This is a genomic window from Mycobacterium sp. ACS4331 (assembly GCF_001667265.1).
Classification (GTDB): domain Bacteria; phylum Actinomycetota; class Actinomycetes; order Mycobacteriales; family Mycobacteriaceae; genus Mycobacterium.
In genome coordinates, this window is sequence record NZ_LZHW01000014.1 from 21218 (window position 1) to 37838 (window position 16621).

Here is a 16621-nt window from a genome sequence, read left to right on the forward strand (position 1 = left end):
CCGTCACGTCGTCGTCGACGTTTCGACGCGTGGCGCCCGCACCGTGAGGGGCGTGAGTTCTGATCCGTTGACCGACGCCGTCGCCGGTGCCCTGGTCGTCCCGTTGCGGGAGCTGTACGCCGTGCTGTGGCGCTGGGGTGTGCTCGACGTCGACGACTGAGCCGGTTCCGGCGGCGCCGGGATGAACCGCGTCACCAGCCTCGGTGCGGCCGCGGCGATGCCGGTGGCCACCCCCGCCGCGGTGAGCGCCTGCAGCCATCCCACCGGATCCAACGGGGTGCAGCCGAGCATCTGACTCACGCCGGGAATGCTGATCAGCACACCCAGCGTCGCCAGAGACCCGGCGGCGGTCCCGATCACCAGCGCGCTGTGCGAGTCGATCAATGTCTGGGCCAGCTGAGTCGACACCAGCGCCACCAACGCGACGGTCGCTGCGCGCCGTGGCGCCACCGGATACCCCGACACCAGCCAGGCACCGGTGGCCGCACCCGCCGTCGCGGCGCCGCGGATCGCCACGGTCCGCCACAACTCCGTCTCGTCGAGACCGCGGCCGGCGCCGGTCAGCCCGCCGGTGGTGGGGCTGACGGCCAGTGCGGCGGCCGGCAGCGCATCGGTCATCATGTTGACCAGAAGCAGTTGCCGGGTGTTGAGCGGTGATCGACCAGTGAGGGCGCTGCCCGCGATGGCGAATGCCACTTCGCCGGCATTGCCGCCGATGAGCACCGCGACCGCGGACTGGACCCGGCGCCACAACTGCCGGCCCTCATCCAGCGCGTCGATCAGAGCGCCGATCTGGGCGTCGAGCAGCAGCACATCGGCCGAGCTTCTGGCCGGGTCGCTGCCGCGCGCGGCCACCCCGATCCCGACCGTGGCCGCCCGGATCGCGGCGGCATCGTTGGCCCCGTCGCCGACCATCGCGGCGACGTTGCCGATGCGTTCCAGCGTCTGCACGATCTGCACCTTGTGCTCGGGCGCCATCCGGGCGAACACCTGCCGCTCACGCACGGCGCGTTCCTGGCTGCGGCGCGGCATCGCGACCCATTCCTCGCCGCTGATCACCTGATCGGAGCCGACCCGCAGACCCAGCTCGGCAGCGATCGCCTTGGCGGTCACGGGGTGGTCTCCGGTGATGAGCCGGACGCCGATCGATCTCTGCCGCAACGACTTCAACACCTGGGCAGCCTCGGGCCGCGGGGTGTCCGACAACCCCAACAGTCCGACGAAACGCAGCTGTCGTCGGCACAGCGCGGCCAGGTCGTCGGCATCGGCGCGACCCCGCTGGGCCTGCGCCCGGGTCAGGGTGCGCCGGGCGACCGCCAGCACGCGAAGTCCGTCACGGGCCATCTCGTCGACCACCGCACCGACCGCGGGATCCAGGTCCACACAGGCGGACAGCACCACCTCCGGCGCCCCCTTGATGGCGAGCTCGTCACCGTAGAGCGCAGCCGAGAACTTCCGGCCGGACCGGAACGGCAGATGGCTGCCGGTCCCGGCCGGAATCGGGTGGGCGGCCGCCGCCTGCACCACCGCGGTGTCGGTGGCGTGCTCGTGATGCGCTCCGTTCTTGGGCGGGGTGGCTCGCGCGGCACAGTCGAGGACCGCCTCCTCGGAAGCCACACCACCCACCGGACAGACCCTCGCGACCCTCAGCCGGTTCTCGCTGAGGGTGCCGGTCTTGTCGAAGCACACCACGTCCACCCGGCCCAGCGCCTCAACCGAACGCGGGGTGCGCACCAACGCTCCCGCTCCGGTCAACCGCCGCGCCGAGGCCTGCTGCGCCAGGGTCGCCACCAGCGGGAGTCCCTCGGGGACCGCGGCCACCGCGACCGCGACGCCACTGGCGACCGCATCGCGCACCGGCAGCCGCCGCAGCAGACCCAACCCGCTCACCAGGGCACCCCCGGCCATGGTGTAGGGCAGCGCACGTTGGGTGAGGTCGCGGAGTTGGGTCTGCAGGCCGACCGACTGGCCGCTGCCCTGTCCCATGTCGGCGGCGCGGCGTGCCTGCGTTCCCCCGCCCACCTCGGTCACCACCGCGACGACGGAGCCGGCGACCAGCGTCGTGGTCGCATAGATCATGCAGTGTCGCTGCGCGAGCACCGCCCCAGGCGTGGCCGCGACCTGTTTTGGCACGGGCAGGGATTCGCCGGTCAGCGCGGCCTCGTCGGCCTCGGCGTCGACGGCCGTCAGGACGCGGGCATCGGCCGGAACCACCTCCCCCGGCCGGACCTCGATGACGTCCCCCGGCCGCAGTGCCCCAGCGGGCACGCTCTCGTAGTCGTGACTGTCATGGGCGTCGGGGACGCTCCCGTCGGCGCTGCCACCGACCACCCTGCGGGCAGGCGGATCCTGGACGGACAGCAGCCGGCGCAGCAGTCGTTCGGCGCGGACCTGCTGGGTGGCGGCCAGAATCGCGTTGCCCGTCAGCACCGAGCCGACCAGAATCGCGTCGACCGGCGACCCGAGCAGGGCGCTGGCCGCCGAGCCGACCGCCAGCACCGGGGTCAGCGGATCGGAGAGTTCCGAGCGCAGCGCGGCGCCGAGCTCGATGAGGATCTGCGGCATCCGGTGTGCAGCGGAGTCTCGACGTTCTGCCTGGCGCGGCACCGTCGAGCGAACGGACAGGTCAGCCAGGCACTCGAAGACCTGCTCCGGCGTCATCGCATGCCAGTCTTCGACCGAGTGCGGCTTGGGCTGTGGGTCCCGTAGGGCGCCGCGGGCCAGCCAGAATCCGTTCAGCAGGCCCGCCGCGCCGCCCACGGTCACCGGGCCGGGGCCCCGCCCGCGGACTCCCGGGACCATCAGCAGCGCACCCAGCATCGTGCTGCCGGTGGCCAGTTCCACGCCGCGCTCACTGGCCCGGCGCGCAGCGGGCAGGACATGCAGAATCCGCCACACCGCCATCAGGTCGGCGGCCAGGACATCGGCATTCCAGGGCGTCACGGAGTCGCGGCCGAGCACCCCGACCGCGAAGTCAGCCGCGGCGAGCGCGCGCGGCGCGTCGGCCGACAGCACCGCCACGGTGCGCCCGCCGCGCTGCAGCGTTGCCACCGCCTCGGCCAACTCCGCGTCGATGTCGGCGCCACCGGGGTGGAGATCGTCGAGCGATGAGCGCAGGTCGCCGAGCACGTCGAGGTCCAGCGACACCGCGTGAGCTCCGGCTCGACGGATCTCGGTCAGCACGCTGTAGGCGAGCGGGTCATGCCGGTTGCGCACCAGCACCCGTGGCCGGGGCGCACCGTTGCGTTTCGCTGTGCCGCACGACGGCGGCACCGACTGCCAGCCCGCACCCAGCCGGCCCGCGCCCAGCTCCCCCTGGGCCCACTGCCACACCGCGGCGCGATCAGCGTCGTCCACGTCCCGAAACTCGCCCACCTTCAGCTCATCGACCGCCAGCACCCGAGGATCGACGACCACCGCGTCGACCCGGTCGAGAAGTCGAAATGAATTGGGCCGCAACGCTACTCCGTCCAAACGGTCGGCCATGCCGCGTACCAGCGTGCTGGCGAACGCCTCCCGGGAACAGCGCGCGGCCTTGGGTGCGGTCACGACCGCACCGGTCGCCGCCGCGCCGACATCCCGGGTCAGCAGGCCGACGGTCGCGGCGACCGCCTCCTGGGCCCGCGCACAACGTTCGATGTGGCGCTCGACGACGCCGTCGGGCAGCGGACAGGGGCGGGGGGCGACGGGGGTGACCGTTGCGCATTCAGCATCGGCCGCCAACCCGGGTTCAATCTCCCGCCAGGCCGCCGCGGCCGCCGCCGCCTCGGCAAGCTGCGACAGATGGCGGACGAGCTCCACCGCGACCGCTGCGGGCGCCTGGGTGAGCGCATAGACGGTGGCTGCGCCGAGGCTGATGACAGCGTCGGCGGCCTGCTGACCCAGCCGCGCCTCCACGACTGCCCGCACCGTCGGCTGGTAGTCGAGGGCGTTGAACACCGCGATCACACCGGCCGGCGCCCTTGGCAGGGCGAGCATTCGGCCGGCCACCGCCGTGCCCAGCCCGACGCCACTGGCGAGCACAGCAATGCCCTTGAGCGCCAGCAGGATTCCGTCACCCGGCAGATCGGTGGGCCGATCGCCGGCCACCCGCCGAGATGCTGCGGGTACCGCCTCGGATTCGCCCTCGGCCACCAGCTCACACAACCGGGACAGATCCGGCGCGTCGAGGTGGGTGTCGTCGAGTTCGATGATGACGCGCGACAGCGGAACGTTCAGCCGAGCCCAGCGCAGACCGGGACACGCTCGCAGCCGCCGCAGTACTGCCGACCCGATCCGAGGGCCGTCGTCGGTGTTGAGCCCCCGCACCTCGATCCAGCACCGATCGGCACCCTGCCAGCTCCGACGAGCCGGTGGCCCACCGACCATCTCCACGGCCGCGGCGACCACCGTCTGAACGGGTTGCACCACGGGAGCCGCGGCCAATGCGGCTGCGGCATGGATCATCCGGCCGAGAGCGGTGATCACCGGGAGCGGGTCGCCGCTCCGGTCCGTCGGGTTGCCGGTCGCCGGGCTGTCTTCTTGGCGGCGGACGTGGCGGTCTTCTTGGCGGCGGCCGTGGAGGCCGAACGCTTGGCCGGCTTCGACGGCGTCGACGAATTCGATGACGCTGCCCGCCGCGGCGTCGACCGCGGAGATGCGGCCCGCGGTGCGGCCGCCGATGACGCGGCCCCCGATGAGGACGTCGAAGCCGGACGGCTCGGCGTCCTGTCGCCCTGCCCGTCCTGCGCGCGCTTGTTGAGCTCGTGCACGACGAGCGCCGTCCCGCCGACAGTCAACAGCAGCGGCCACTCAATCAGACCCGCAGCACCCACCGCAGCCAACGTGAGCGCGGCGGCCGCAGAGGAGTGACTGCCTTCGCTCATCCCGTTGCGGATTCCGGCGCCCACACCCTTGACTCCCCCGATCACACCGTTGACCGCGGCACCCCCGACAGCGCCGGCGACGGCCGTGGTGGCGTCCGCCGTACGACTGGCCATCTGTGCGGCTCCAGAGACGATGTTCATCTCGGCCTCCCTTTCGTCGACCGAATCCCTCGTTACTCCTCTGGCCTACTCCTTCTGCCCGCGCTTCATGCGCTTATCGGCGAACCGTAAGGAAACTCAACGGAAGACCGGCACCGCCGTCACATTGTGACGAGCACACCGACGACCCACGTCACCGTCGACAGCAACGCGGCGGTCAGCTCCACGCCGACCGACAGCGCGACTCCCTTGAGCGCGTGCACTGTGGAGACCCACGCCCGACGCGCGTCCTGGCGAGAGGCCAACTCTGCGACGAAGACCCCCAGCACGAAACCGATCAGAAGGCCGATCACGGGGATCACGAAGAACCCGATCACTCCGCACACCACGCCGATCACCAGAATCGACGTGCGCACCTGCGCCTGCCGCATCCGTTTGACCGGCCAGGCGTACTTGATCACCTCTCCGGCCAGGTACAGCGTCCACGCGATCCCGAGCGTCACCCAGGCCGCGACGCCGCCCTCGACGATCGCCCACACCGTGATCGCGCCGATCACCAGCAGGCCGCCCGGCAGAATCGGCACGATGATGCCGGCCAGTCCCACCGCGATCGCCAGCGCGACCAGGACCAGCCCGAGGGTGCTCATCTACGGCTCGAGGACGAGCTTGCCGTAGACCCCGCCGTCGTCGAGGGCCTGCAACGCGGCAGCGGCCTCCGACAGTGGGTATCGCACGGGCGGAGGGGGTTTGAGGCCCGCGGACACCAGATCCGCCAGCCCCTTGGCCACCTCGACGGCGGCTTCGGGATGGCGGCGGATGTACTCGCCGTAACCCACGCCGAGCACGCCGACGTTGCGCAGCAGCAGGCGATTGACCTTGACCGTCGGAATGCCGCCCGCGGCGAATCCGATGACCAGCAGGCGCCCATCGGTGGCCATGGTCCGGATGGCGTCGTCGAACGGTTCGCCGCCGACCGGGTCGACCACGACGTCCACGCCGCGGCCGTCGGTGGCGTCCATGACGGCCTTGGCCCATCCGTCGGTCAGGGGAATGACAGCGTCGGGCCCCAGGGACTCGACGAATTCGACCGCGCCCGCGCGGTGTACAACCGCGATGACCTTCGCGCCCATCGCCTTGGCGATCTGGATCGCGGCCGTACCGACGCCCCCCGCCGACCCGAGAACCAGCACCGTCTCCCCCGCCCGCAGCGCCGCGCGCCTCTGGTAGGCGAAGTACATGGTGTTGTAGTTGACCAGCAGCGACACGGATTCGGCGTCGTCGAGCTCGGCCGGACTCGGCGTCACCGCGGCCACCGGGACGGCCACCTGCTCGGCGTAACCACCGATGCCGCATGAGGCCGAGACCCGGTCGCCGACAGTCAGTCCCGAGTCCGCGGGTGCAGCGGCCACCACGCCGGCGATCTCCATGCCCGGGGTGAACGGCGGTTCCAGGCGAAGCTGGTAGGCACCCTTGGTCAACAGCAGGTCGGGATAGCACACGCCTGCGGCGCGCACGTCCACCAGGACTTGGCCGGGCCCGGGAACGACGTCGGGCACGTCCGTGAAGGACATGCCCGACGGCCCCGAAAGCTCCTGTACCACACAGGCTTTCATCGAATCATCAACGCAGGTTGAACGATGCCTGCTTGGCGGCGGACAGGTCGTCGATCTCCGACCAGCGCGACGCGATGTCATCGACCGAGGGCGGCGCGGTGAACGTGACACCCTCGTTCTGGAACAGCGCGGTGCGCTGCACCTTGCCACCGCCGACGATGAACACCGACGCGGTGTCCGGCACCTCTTCGGTGCACAGGTAGGCGACCACGGGTGCGACGTATTCCGGCGTGAGGTTCTTGAGCACCTCGGGCGGGAGGATGTCCTCGGTCATCCGGGTCGCGGCGATCGGGGCGACCGCGTTGGCCTTGATGTCGTACTTCGCGCCCTCCTGGGCCAGGGTGTTGATCAGACCGACGAGCCCGAGCTTGGCGGCACCGTAGTTGGCCTGACCGAAGTTGCCGAACAGGCCGCTCGTGGACGTGGCCACCACGACTCGACCGAAGCCCTGCTCACGGAAATGCGGCCACGCGGCACGCACGACGTTGTATCCGCCGTACAGGTGCACCTTGAGCACTGAGTCCCAGTTGTCGTAGGTCATCTTGTGGAACGTGCCGTCCCGCAGAATGCCCGCGTTGCTCACCACGCCGTCGACCTTGCCGAACTCGTCGAGCGCCGTCTTGATGATGTTCTCGGCACCCTCGGACTCCGCGACGCTGTCGTAGTTGGCGACGGCGCGGCCACCGGCGGCCTTGATCTCCTCGACCACCTGATCGGCCATCGCCGACCCGGCACCGGTGCCGTCGCGCGCGCCACCGAGGTCGTTGACCACGACCGCAGCGCCCTCTTTGGCCAGCGTCAGGGCGTATTCACGCCCCAAACCGCCACCCGCGCCGGTGACGACGACGACACGATCCTGAACTCCGGGCATGAGCTTCCTTTCTCGAATCCTCTACACACAGCTGGGGCGGGCATCGGCCCTAGAAGATTCGACGGGCCAACTTCCACGCCTTCTCTGTATACGGGGGATAGATCATGGCCGTGACGTCGGGTCGGGTCGGCTTGGTCATCACGGTCTTGCGGTGGCTGAACTCCTCGAAGCCCCACTTGCCGTGGTAGGCGCCCATGCCCGACGGGCCGACTCCGCCGAACGGAAGCTTCGCCGTCGCGAAATGGAACAGCAGGCTGTTGACCAGCATGCCGCCCGCAGGCACCTGCTTGACCACGCGCTCGCGGACAGCCTTGGACTTGGTGAAAAGGTAGGCGGCCAGCGGCTTGGGCCGCGAATTGACGAAACTGATTGCCTCATCCAGAGATTGGACGGTCACCACCGGAAGGATGGGCCCGAAGATCTCGTCAGTCATCAGCGGCTCGTCGAGCGCGGGATCCACCACGACGGTCGGGTGGATCTCGATGGCGTCAGCGTTGGACTGGCCGCCGACCACCACCTGCCCCTTGGTCGCCGACAGTGCGTTGGTCAAGCGCGCGAAGTGCCGCTCGTTGACGATCCGCTTGCCGCCCCGGTTCTCGGCCTCGAACTTGGCTACGGCCTTCTTGAGCTCGTCGACCAGCTGATCACGAATGCTGGCGTGGGCCAGCACGTAGTCCGGCGCGATGCAGATCTGGCCCGAGTTGATGAGCTTGGTCCAGGCGATGCGCTTGGCGGCGACCTCGACGTCGGCATCCTCGGCCACGATGACCGGACTCTTGCCGCCCAGTTCGAGGGTGACCGGACTCAGGTGCGCGGCGGCGGCCTGGTAGACCTTGCGGCCGATCTCGGTCCCGCCGGTGAAGAACACACGGTCGAAGCCCTGCTCGATGAGCTCCTGGCTGACCGCGCCGTCACCCTCGATCACGACGACGGCGTCACGGTCGAGGTAGCGCGGCACCAGTTCGGCCATCAGCGCCGACGACGCCGGGGCCACCTCGGACGGCTTCAGGACGATGGTGTTGCCCGCGGCCAGCGCACCGACGGCCGGGCCGAGCGTGAGGGCGAACGGGAAGTTCCAGGCCCCGATGATCAGCACGGTGCCGTAGGGCTCGTACTCGACCCAACCCCGTCCGGGCAGCTGGGAGGACTCGAGCAGCCTGTACTTGCGCTTCGTCCACTTGGCGACGTTCTTGGCCGCGTCCTTGGCCTCGGTGGCGGTGCTCGCGACGTCGGCCAGCCAGGCCTCGAACGGCGAGCGGCCGAGGTCCTTGGCCAGGGCCTCGGCGATGGCGGGTTCGTTGTCCACCATGAGCTTCTCCAGCGCGAGAAGCTGCCGCTTACGCCATTCGATGTCGCGCGTGCGCCCGGAGGCGAAGGTCTTGCGAAGGCCGGCGACGACGGCCGGGATGTCCGGGGTGTCCGAGGCCTTCGATGGCGCTTCGGAGAAGTCTGTGGTCACGGCGTGCCCTTCCTGGCGTTGCGGAGCCTGCAGTCCTGGGCGCCATGGTAGCCAACCATCCGGTTGGGCGGTATAGCACCCGGTCCGCGAACCGCCCGGCACCGGACGAGCGCGCAGTCAGGCGCGGACGTCGAGTGTGGGAAATCGTGCCGGGCAGCGCGCTCGGTCGACGCCGCGGAAGAGGGGTGACGAATCAGCGCCGGGCGACCACGAAGGTCGAGAATGCGTCGTCGTTCTCCGCCGAGGACATGGTCTCCTGCCAGCGGCCGAGCCTGCGCATCTCGTCAGTCGACTTCAATGCGGTCGCGCTCCAGCCGTGGGCGTTGAGCCATTCGGCGACATCGGCACGGTCGGGGTCGTCGTAGACCAGCTCGGCGATGTCGATCTCGGGCCGCTCGATGCCGACGGTCTCGGCCAGCTTCTCGAACCGCTCCTTCATCTGCTCGCGGCGCTCCATCGACTGCTTTCCGGCGGTTTCGGCGGCGATCCGGCTGCCGGGAGCGCTGAGCTCACCGACGTTCTCGAACAACCGGTCCTGAGCCTCACCCGGCAGGTACATCAGCAGGCCCTCGGCCAGCCACGCCGTCGGCTGCTGCGGATCGAAGCCCGCGTCCTTGAGGGCCGTGGGCCAGTCGAAGCGCAGATCCATCGCGACCTGAATGCACTCGGCGGCGGGGGCGACGCCGTGCTCGGCCAGCCGGGCGGCCTTGTACTCGAGCACCTTGGGCTGGTCGATCTCGAAAACCCGCGTCCCCGCGGGCCACGGCAGGCGATACGCGCGCGAGTCCAGTCCAGAGGCCAGGATCACGATCTGGCGGATGCCCGCCTCGGCGGCCTCGACGAAGAACGCATCGAAGAAGTGCGTGCGCACCGCCTGGTAGTTGCGCATGTGTCGGAAGAGCCCGGCGGCCTCGAGGTCGACCTCGGCGACCTTGGCGATGACCTCCTCCTCGAGCAGGTTCTGCCAGGACAGCCCCGAGACTCCGTCGACCAGGAGGCGAGCGTAGGGATCCGAGATCAGCGGGTCAGGCAGTTCGGACTCGGCGGCCCGGGCGGCAGCCACCATCACTGCGGTGCTGCCGACGCTCGAGGCGATGTCCCAGCTGTCGTCGTGGGTGCGAAGAGTGCTCATGAATTCCTCCCAAGGTGTTCATGAGCCAGTCTACCCAATAAACTTAGGCAAACTATCCGTCGCTGTCCGTGCCCGCCGCTTTCGCGAGGCGTCAGTCGGCGACCGTCGGGTCCGGCCGCAGTTGCCACAACCGCTGCTCGAGAAGCAGCGACAGCTGCTCGGTGATGCTCTCGAGTTCCTCATGACCGCCGACGAAGCCGGCATAGAAGCCCATCCCCCACAGGACCGCCACCAGCATCTCGACCACCGCGTCGACGTCGGTCTCCACGGTCAGTTCACCGGACGAGATCGCCTCTTTGACAGCCCATTTCACAAACTGACGCGAGCTGTCCAAGGCGTCGTTCTGACTCTGCTTCAACTCCGGATGCCGCTGCGACTCGAGCACCGCGGTGACCAGGAAGGCCGCCGCCGAGCGGTCATGGGAGTCGGCCGCCACGGCGGCGGCGATGAACGCCTGCAGCCTGCCGACCAGCGACGTGGCCGCCTGCGCCCGCTCACTGCCGGCGGCGACAACGCTCCTATTGGTGAGTTCAAGGACTTCGCTGAACAGAATTCGTTTGCTGGCAAAATAATGATTGATCGCCGGGCGCGTCAGATCGGCGCGGATCGCGATTGCCTGAAAGGTTGCAGCGTCGTATCCGAGTTCGCTGAAAACCTCGCGAGCGGCGCGCAAGATGCGCTCACGCGTCTCCGCCGCCTTCGCTGCGGGGGGTCGACCTGGGCCTCGACTGGCGGTATGCGGCACAGTCAAATTGTGCCACACCTCGCCGCCTGTGAATTTCCGGATTATTGCCGGGCCCACAAGCCGACGAATCCGTCTGTCGTTGCCCGGAAGGCCCGACAATTTCGGCAACGTGAGTAAGATTTGCCAACGAATTCGGTATTTGACGCGAACCGCGCAGCGGCAGAGTTCGCTGGCACGGTGATGCCCGGAGACCGGATTCTTTCGCTCGTCGGCTCGACACGGCAGCGTGCGTGTACTGGTGAGCGTTTGCGAACTATCGTTCGAGCATGGCTACCGTCGTTTCACGGGAGGCGTACTTCCAAACGGGACTCGACGTGTTGGCCGACCTTGGCTATGGGGGTTTGAAGCTGGCCGAAGTGTGTGGCCGGCTGGGGGTGACTACGGGGTCCTTCTACCACTATTTCGCGAATTGGTCGGCCTTCACGACCGAGCTGGTTGAACACTGGCAGCACGACCTCACCGGTCAGCGCATCACCACGCTGCAGGAGGAATCGGACCCGCGTCGGCGCATCGACGGAGTCGTCGCGACCGGCCTGGCCCTGCCTCACAGCGCCGAAGCCGCGATCCGAACGTGGAGTTCGATCGACCCGAAGGTCCGCACCATCCAGGAGCACGTGGACCGCGAGCGCTTCGAGTTCATCCGAGAGGCGGCCACCGAGATACTGGGCCACCCACGGCAGGCGGAACTGTTCGCGAAATCGATGGTCTACGTCCTGGTCGGCTACGAACAGTCCACCCTGCCGCCGGACACCGACGGCCTGGCGTGGATCAGTGCCCAGCTGCTCGACGCCCTCGACGAGGGTCGATTCTCCGCGCTGCCGGAGTGACGGTCGTCCTCGATGCAGGTTCCGACACCGCGGCGCCTGCTCGAGCATGTCCGCGATCGTGACCCGGAACTCGACGCGCTGCGTCGCGCCGCGCGGGCCGGGCTGGTCATCCCGGTTGCGGCGGCGGTCGGCTTCGCGGCCGGCGGCGACCAGACTCCGCTGTTCGCGATCTTCGGGTCCATCGCACTGCTGATTGCCGCCGACTTCCCGGGGAACCGGTACGGACGGGCCACCGCCTACGCGGGGCTGGCAGTGCTCGGCGCGGTCCTGATCACCCTCGGCACACTGATCTCACCGCACGCCTGGCTCGCGGTGCTGACGATGCTCGTCCTGGGCGTGCTGGTGACCTTCGCCGGCGTGCTCAGCAGCGCGATCGCCGCGGGCCAGCGCGCCACCCTGATGACGTTCGTGCTGCCGGTCTGCACGCCGCCCGGACCCATCGAGGAGCGGCTGCTGGGCTGGTGCATCGCCGTGGCGGTCTGCGTGCCCGCCTCGCTGTTTCTGCTGCCGCCAAGGCATTTCGACGAGCTGCGCCGCGGGGCGGCCGAGGTCTGCGCCACCCTGGCGGCGCGGCTGGAGGGCCGGGCCACCGACCGCGACGTCAACACCGCGATGAACGCCCTCTACGCGCACTATCTCGGCAGCGACTACCGCCCGGTGGGCCTGACCGCGGGCAGTCGCGCACTCGTCCGCGTGGTCGACGACCTCGGCTGGTTGAGCGACCGGGTCCACTCCGAGACCGCCGCGGCACTCGGGGCGATGGCGGCCCCCTCGGTGCGAGTGCTGCACGCCTGCGCTCGACTGCTGCGGATCACGCGCGTGGCAGATCGGACCGCGAGCCGGGCGGAACTCGACGACGCGCTGGCCGATCTGCGCGCCGTCGCCCGGGGCCGGTACCGCGAGGACCTGCGCGAAATCCTGCGCGAGCCCGACGATGCCGCGGCCGCGGCCGCGGGGGCGCGACTGTTGGGCCGGCGCACGTTCGGCGCGACGGTCGGGGCCACCGGGCGGGTGATCGCCGCCGCGGCCGCGGCGGACGCCCGTCCCGTCGTCATGCGGGTGCTCGGCCGCCAGCTTCCCGAGACGGGTGCCGCGGATCGCGTGCTGTCGGAGACCCAGGCCGTGACGACGATCCCGTCGGGATATGTGGCGACGCGGGCCGTGGTGGCCCGCAACAGCCTGCGCACTGGTCTGGGCCTGGCCGCGGCCGTCGCGACCACACACATCTTCCCTGTGCAGCATGGCTTCTGGGTCGTGCTCGCGGCCCTGTCGGTGTTGCGAAGCAGCGCGCTGACCACGGGCACCAAAGTCATGCGCGCGGTGCTGGGCACGGTGCTCGGGTTCGTGATCGGCGCAGTGCTCATCGAACTGCTGGGCGTCGATCCGCTGGTGTTGTGGGTGGTGCTCCCGATGGCGGCCTTCATCGCGGCCTACGTGCCCGAAGTCGCGTCGTTCGCCGCCGGTCAGGCCGCGTTCACGATGTTGGTTCTCATCGTCTTCAACCTGATCCACCCGACGGGATGGCAGGTGGGCCTGGTGCGCATCGAGGACATCGTCGTCGGCGGAATCGTGGGTCTGGTGGTCTCGCTGCTGCTGTGGCCGCGGGGCACCGGCCGCGCCGTCTCGGCCGCCATCGACGCGGCGTACACCGTGGGCACTCGGTACCTGCGCACCGCGGTCAGCCGCATCACCCATGACACCTCGGAGGCCGCGGTGCAGGCCTTGAGCCATCAGGCGCTGACGGCCTCGCGGACCGTGGACAGCGCTGTGAGGCAATACCTTTCGGACAGCGGTGGGCCGGCTGACAACCACGCTCCGGTCATCCGGCGGGCCAACCGCGCGATCCGGCTGCGGGCCGCGGCGGACCTGATCACCGACATCCCGGCACCCCCGTCGCCCGGTTCCTATCCACGCACCCGGGAGGTGCTGGACACCCACGCCGCGCTGGTGGCCGACCGGATGTCGGGGGCATCCGACCAGCCGCTGCCCGCCACGGCCCTCGTCCACGATTTCGTCTGCGCACTGCGCGCAGAGTCGTCGCAGGCGGCCCATCCCGTCGCCGATGCGCTGCCACTGGTGACGGTGGCAGCGAACATCGGCGAACTCGAGCTGCTCTACCCCGCGCCGAAATGATCAGGGCATCCGGTGGGGCTTCAGGGCGTCGGGCGGGATGGCGCCGAACCTGCCGGCGTTGAAATCCTCCAGCGCCTCGATGATTTCGGACTTGGAGTTCATCACGAACGGCCCGTAGGCGAACACCGGCTCGCGAATGGGCCTGCCGCCCAACACCAACACCTCCATGGCCGGCCGATTCGAATCCTGACCCGGGTCCGCGGCCACGGTGATGCGGTCGCCCGGGCCCAGCACGGCCAGCTGCCCCTGCTGGATCGGGCGCCCCACGGGTCCCACCGATCCACGGCCCGACAGCACATAGACCAGTGCGTTGAAGTCACGGTTCCACGGCAGATTCACCGAAGCGCCCGGCTCAATGGTCGCGTGCGCCAGGGTGATCGGTGTATGTGTCATCCCGGGGCCCACCAAGCCGTCGAGCTCACCGGCGATGACGCGGATCAGGGCACCCCCATCGGAGGACGCGAGCAGTCCGACCTGCTGACCCTCGATCGCCTGGTAGCGCGGCGCGGCGAACTTGTCCGCCTTGGGCAGGTTGACCCACAACTGGATGCCGTGGAACAGCCCGCCGCTCTCGACGAGTTCGGCGGGAGGGGTTTCGATGTGAAGGACACCCGACCCCGCGGTCATCCACTGCGTGGCGCCGTCGGAGATCAGACCACCGCCTCCGTGCGAGTCCTGATGGGCGAATCGGCCGTCGATCATGTAGGTCACCGTCTCGAAGCCGCGGTGCGGGTGCCAGTCGGTGCCGCGGGGCTCGCCCGGTTGGTATTCCACCTCACCCATCTGGTCCATGTGGATGAACGGGTCGAGCTCGGCGGCACTGACGCCGGCGAACGCACGCACGACGGGGAACCCCTCCCCCTCAAAGCCTCGGGGACCCGTGGTCACGGACCGCACGGGGCGTTCGGTGTCTCCGACGGCGGGGGCCTGCAGGCGGGGCAGGGTCAATGTGTCGGCTGTGATGGCGGGCATTGGGCACCTCCTTGTTCAGAGTCACCCCATATAACCGGACCGCAGTCCGGTTATTCCTCAAGGCCCGGGCGTCGAGCCCTCGGACCCCCCACCACCGACTGTGCAGGATATCGAGTGAGAAACGGCCCGCCGAGCGCCGACATCCCGCACGGTCGGCGCCGGCACGTGCTCAGCCGAGCACTGTCAGCGCCGCGGCGCGGGCCTGCGCGGCACTCGACGTCGCGAGCACGGCCTCGGCCGCCCGCTGACACTGCTCGAGCGTGACCGTGGCCAGCTTCGCCCCAACAGCCGAAACCGCGGCCGACGCCGCGGACAGCGAGGTGATGCCCAGGCCGGTCAGCACGCAGGCCAGCAGCGGGTCCGCCGCGGCTTCCCCGCACACGCCGACGGGCTTGTTCACCGCGGCCCCGGCCTTGGCGGTCATGGCGACCAGCAGAAGGACCCCGGGCTGCCACGGATCGGTCAGGGTCGCGAGGTCAGCCGACATCCGGTCGGCGGCCATGGTGTACTGCGCCAGGTCATTGGTGCCGATCGACAGGAAGTCGACGTGCTCGAGGATGCGGTCGGCCAGCAGAGCCGCGGCCGGCACCTCGATCATCACCCCCGGCACGAGTCCATGCGCGCGCACCTTCGCCGCGAAGTCCTTGGCCTCGTCGGGGGTCGCGATCATGGGTGCCATGACCCACGGCGCGTTGCCGGTGCGCTCGGCGGCAGCGGCGATACCCGCCAACTGGTTGTCGAGGAGCGCGGGATTGTTGAAGGACACCCGGATGCCGCGCACGCCGAGTGCGGGGTTGGCCTCATCGGGGTGACCGGCGAATTTCAGGGGTTTGTCGGACCCGGCATCCAGCGTTCGGATGACCACCTTGTGCCCCGAGAACGCCTCGAGCACCTCACCGTAGATGCGGGCCTGCTCATCGACAGACGGTTCGGACTCGGCGTTGAGGAAGCACAGTTCGGTGCGGAACAGGCCCACCCCTTCGGCCGGGGTGTCACGCGCGGCACGGGCCGCGGCGCCGTCCTGCACGTTGGCCAGCACCCCGACGGGATGACCATCGGCGGTGGCGCCCGGCCCATGCCAACTCGCCGCCGCCTCGGCGGCATCCCGCGCGGCCGCGACCGCGGCTTCGGCGGTCTTGGAATCCGGGTCGACAGCGACGGTCCCGCGCGTTCCGTCGAGCAGCACGCGGGCTCCCGCGGGCACGTCGTCGAGTCCGGTGATCGCGACGACGCAGGGAATCGCCAACTGGCGCGCGATGATCGCGGTGTGACTGGTGGGCCCGCCAAGGGTCGTCGCGAGACCGACGATCAGGGCGGGGTCCAGGCCCGCAGTGTCGGCTGGGGCGAGATCCTGCGCCACCAGCACCGACGGCACGTCCGGCAGAGGCACCCCCGGTTCGGGCAGGCCGCTCAACTCGGCGATCACGCGGTCGCGGATGTCGCGCAGATCGGTCACCCGCTCGGCCATCAGGCCGCCCATCTTGGTGAACATCTCGACGAACTGCTGCACGGCCTCCGCGGTGGCCTTCACCGGCGGAACGCCCTGCCGTATCCGCTTCTCCGCCGCGCCGAGCCAGGCCCGGTCGGTGGCCAGCTGGGCCGTGGCGCCCAGCACCTCCGACGCCGCGCCGGTGGCGTGCGCGGCGCGCTCACGCAGGCGTTCCGCGACGGCCCCCACGGCCGCGAGGAACCGTGCCGCCTCCTCGTCTCGAGCGGATTCGGCGACTTCATCCGCCGTGACCAGCTGCTCGACGTCAGGCAGCCTTCCCGGCCGGATGACCGGCGCATAGGCGACACCGGGAACCACGGGAACGCCGGTCAACACTGAGAGTGAGGTGGCTCGCTCAGTCGAGGTCATGTGAACTAGATTACAGCGAATCATTGACAAGTCAACACAATCAAGCG

12 protein-coding genes are annotated in these 16621 nt (G+C 69.7%); 2 read left to right on the forward strand and 10 right to left on the reverse strand.

Annotation, left to right across the window (positions count from 1 at the left end):
- Positions 1 to 3: 3 nt before the first annotated feature.
- From A5727_RS04930 to A5727_RS04965, 8 genes are all read right to left on the reverse strand, one after another.
- On the reverse strand, positions 4 to 4467 hold the full coding sequence (locus A5727_RS04930) for a cation-translocating P-type ATPase (RefSeq protein ID WP_157521224.1): 4464 nt from the start codon (positions 4465 to 4467) through the stop codon (positions 4 to 6).
- Positions 4464 to 5006 carry a hypothetical protein gene (locus tag A5727_RS26805; RefSeq protein ID WP_082949606.1) on the reverse strand — a complete coding sequence of 181 codons (543 nt, stop codon included), beginning with the start codon at positions 5004 to 5006 and terminating at the stop codon, positions 4464 to 4466. The genes A5727_RS04930 and A5727_RS26805 overlap by 4 nt, the downstream gene beginning before the upstream one ends.
- A 119-nt stretch (positions 5007 to 5125) precedes the next feature.
- Positions 5126 to 5611: a DUF456 domain-containing protein gene (locus A5727_RS04940; protein ID WP_068245451.1), complete on the reverse strand. Its 486-nt coding sequence runs from the start codon at positions 5609 to 5611 to the stop codon at positions 5126 to 5128.
- The gene (locus A5727_RS04945; RefSeq protein ID WP_068245452.1) at positions 5612 to 6577 is read right to left on the reverse strand and encodes an NADPH:quinone oxidoreductase family protein; all 966 of its coding nucleotides are present in this window, start codon (positions 6575 to 6577) and stop codon (positions 5612 to 5614) included.
- A 7-nt stretch (positions 6578 to 6584) separates the two neighbouring features.
- Positions 6585 to 7448 carry an SDR family oxidoreductase gene (locus tag A5727_RS04950; RefSeq protein ID WP_068245453.1) on the reverse strand — a complete coding sequence of 288 codons (864 nt, stop codon included), beginning with the start codon at positions 7446 to 7448 and terminating at the stop codon, positions 6585 to 6587.
- A gap of 49 nt (positions 7449 to 7497) precedes the next feature.
- Positions 7498 to 8907: an aldehyde dehydrogenase family protein gene (locus A5727_RS04955; RefSeq protein ID WP_068245454.1), complete on the reverse strand. Its 1410-nt coding sequence runs from the start codon at positions 8905 to 8907 to the stop codon at positions 7498 to 7500.
- A gap of 193 nt (positions 8908 to 9100) precedes the next feature.
- A complete protein-coding gene (locus tag A5727_RS04960; RefSeq protein ID WP_068245458.1) occupies positions 9101 to 10039 on the reverse strand; it encodes a class I SAM-dependent methyltransferase in 939 nt (312 codons plus the stop codon).
- A gap of 91 nt (positions 10040 to 10130) precedes the next feature.
- Positions 10131 to 10784, reverse strand: coding sequence for a TetR/AcrR family transcriptional regulator (locus A5727_RS04965; protein WP_068245461.1), 654 nt, complete (start codon positions 10782 to 10784; stop codon positions 10131 to 10133).
- Positions 10785 to 11050: 266 nt separating this feature from the next.
- On the opposite strand from A5727_RS04965, the gene A5727_RS04970 reads away from it, so the two are divergent.
- Together A5727_RS04970 and A5727_RS04975 are read left to right on the forward strand one after the other, a co-directional pair.
- On the forward strand, positions 11051 to 11611 hold the full coding sequence (locus A5727_RS04970; RefSeq protein WP_068245464.1) for a TetR/AcrR family transcriptional regulator: 561 nt from the start codon (positions 11051 to 11053) through the stop codon (positions 11609 to 11611).
- 12 nt (positions 11612 to 11623) lie between these two features.
- Positions 11624 to 13744, forward strand: coding sequence for an FUSC family protein (locus tag A5727_RS04975; protein ID WP_068245468.1), 2121 nt, complete (start codon positions 11624 to 11626; stop codon positions 13742 to 13744).
- Here the strand turns inward: A5727_RS04975 and A5727_RS04980 are convergent, their stop codons facing one another.
- Positions 13745 to 14716: a pirin family protein gene (locus A5727_RS04980; protein WP_068245472.1), complete on the reverse strand. Its 972-nt coding sequence runs from the start codon at positions 14714 to 14716 to the stop codon at positions 13745 to 13747. It abuts the gene before it with no gap.
- A gap of 169 nt (positions 14717 to 14885) precedes the next feature.
- Entirely contained in the window at positions 14886 to 16574 is a 1689-nt protein-coding gene (gene ptsP / locus A5727_RS04985) for a phosphoenolpyruvate--protein phosphotransferase (RefSeq protein WP_157521225.1), read from the reverse strand.
- Positions 16575 to 16621: the final 47 nt, after the last annotated feature.

Excerpts from the sequence above, each read along its gene's own strand:
- A5727_RS26805 (WP_082949606.1), bottom strand. The coding sequence starts at position 5,006 with ATGAACATCGTCTCTGGAGCCGCACAGATGGCCAGTCGTACGGCGGAC.
- A5727_RS04940 (WP_068245451.1), bottom strand. The coding sequence starts at position 5,611 with ATGAGCACCCTCGGGCTGGTCCTGGTCGCGCTGGCGATCGCGGTGGGA.
- A5727_RS04945 (WP_068245452.1), bottom strand. The coding sequence starts at position 6,577 with ATGAAAGCCTGTGTGGTACAGGAGCTTTCGGGGCCGTCGGGCATGTCC.
- A5727_RS04950 (WP_068245453.1), bottom strand. The coding sequence starts at position 7,448 with ATGCCCGGAGTTCAGGATCGTGTCGTCGTCGTCACCGGCGCGGGTGGC.
- A5727_RS04960 (WP_068245458.1), bottom strand. The coding sequence starts at position 10,039 with ATGAGCACTCTTCGCACCCACGACGACAGCTGGGACATCGCCTCGAGC.
- A5727_RS04970 (WP_068245464.1), top strand. The coding sequence starts at position 11,051 with ATGGCTACCGTCGTTTCACGGGAGGCGTACTTCCAAACGGGACTCGAC.
- A5727_RS04975 (WP_068245468.1), top strand. The coding sequence starts at position 11,624 with ATGCAGGTTCCGACACCGCGGCGCCTGCTCGAGCATGTCCGCGATCGT.
- A5727_RS04980 (WP_068245472.1), bottom strand. The coding sequence starts at position 14,716 with ATGCCCGCCATCACAGCCGACACATTGACCCTGCCCCGCCTGCAGGCC.
- ptsP (WP_157521225.1), bottom strand. The coding sequence starts at position 16,574 with ATGACCTCGACTGAGCGAGCCACCTCACTCTCAGTGTTGACCGGCGTT.